Consider the following 1,545-nt stretch of genomic DNA (forward strand, 5'->3'; position numbering starts at 1 on the left):
AGCGCCCAGGCCCGCGAGACGCGGGTCGCGGTGCTCGCGGTGGCCCAGGACCGTGCCGGCGCCCTGCGCGCCCGCGCCCACCCGGAGCCGCCCGTGCCACCCGACGGCCCGGTCCCTCGAGGCATGGACCTGATCGCCGTGCCCTACGACCGCACCGCGGCCCTGGCCGACGAGATCACCGGATACACCGACGCCGTCGTCGCGCTCGGGCCCGCCCCGTTGCGCGAGGCGGTCGTCGCCCGGTTGCGAGCAGCCGTCGAGATGGGCGAGCGGCTGGCAGGGGAGAACCGTGGCTGAGCGCACCCCGGAACGCCTCGTGCGTCTTCTCGGCATGGTGGCCTACCTCGACCGCAACCCCGGGGTGAGCGTCGAGCAGGTGGCCGGTCACTTCGCCGTCAGCTCCGAGCAGGTCCTGCGTGACGTCGACACCCTGTGGATGTCCGGCACGCCGGGGTACTGGCCCGACGACCTGATCGACTTCGACGCCGGCTCGCTCGAGTCGGGAGTGGTGCGGCTCACCCAGGCCCGCGGGATGGAGCACGCGTTGCGGCTCGGCACCCGGGAGGCCGTGACCCTGGTCGCGGCGCTGCGTGCCCTGAGCGAGGCCCTCGGCGACGCGCTGGACCCGGCCCAGCGGGACGTGCTGAGCAGCACCCTCGAGGTGCTCACCGCGGCCACGGGGGACGCTGCGGCGACCATGGACGTGCACCTCGCGGTCGAGGCCGCCCCCGAGGTGCTCGGCCGGGTGCGGGCGTCGCTCACGACCGGGCGCCGCGTGCGCCTGCGCTACGTGGATGCCGCCGACGCGGTGACGGTGCGGGACGTGGACCCGTGGCACCTCCTGACCGGCGACGAGCGCTCCTACCTCGTGGCCTGGTGCCATGCGGCGCGCGGCGAGCGGCAGTTCCGTCTGGACCGGATCCTCGAGCTCACCGAGCTCGACGAACCGGTGACCACCCGGCCCTCCGCGAGCCGGGAGGCGGGCACCTTCCGGCCCACCGAGGAGCACGACCGTGTGCGGATCGCCCTCGACGGGCGGGCCCGCTGGGTCGCCGAGCAGCTCCCGGTCGAGGAGATCGTGGAGGGCGAGGACGGCAGCTTCGAGGTCACCCTGCGCCTGGCCTCGCCCGCCTGGCTGCGGCACCTGCTGCTGCGGCTCGCCGACCACGTGCGCGCGGTCGAACCGGCGGCCCTGGCCCACGAGGCCGCGGGCTCGGCGGCTCGCGCGCTCGAGGCCTACGACGCCTGATCCCGCACGCCGCCCACGGACCCACTAGCCTGGGCCGGTGCTCTGGTTCCTCGTCTGGACAGCTCTGGTCCTGGGCTCCCTCGTGGGGGCCTTCTTCCTGCTGCGCCACGTCTACCGCTCAGGCCGCGCGCTGCTCGTCGAGATCGAGCGGGCGGGCGAGGTGATGGGGGCCGTGGCCGAGCGCGCCGAGGAGCTCGAGCGCCTCGCCCTCGCGCTGCACCCGGTGCAGCCCGTCGAGCTGAGCGACCCCGAGCCGGCACGGGCCAGGCGGGCGGCGGCCAAGCTCGCCACGGCCC

At 75.6% G+C, this 1,545-nt stretch carries 3 protein-coding genes; all 3 read left to right on the plus strand.

What is annotated here, in order from left to right; translation table 11 throughout:
* The coding region (locus L0B03_RS17650) for a WYL domain-containing protein (RefSeq protein WP_374205024.1) at positions 1-297 on the plus strand (297 nt) is incomplete at its 5' end.
* A complete protein-coding gene (locus L0B03_RS17655) occupies positions 290-1,249 on the plus strand; it encodes a YafY family protein (protein WP_250448292.1) in 960 nt (319 codons plus the stop codon). The genes L0B03_RS17650 and L0B03_RS17655, both read left to right, overlap by 8 nt.
* 37 nt (positions 1,250-1,286) lie before the next feature.
* Positions 1,287-1,545 (plus strand): hypothetical protein (locus L0B03_RS17660; protein WP_250448294.1); only part of this gene is annotated, 259 nt, incomplete at its 3' end.

It is taken from the genome of Actinotalea sp. C106 (genome assembly GCF_023630195.1).
Lineage (GTDB): Bacteria > Actinomycetota > Actinomycetes > Actinomycetales > Cellulomonadaceae > Actinotalea.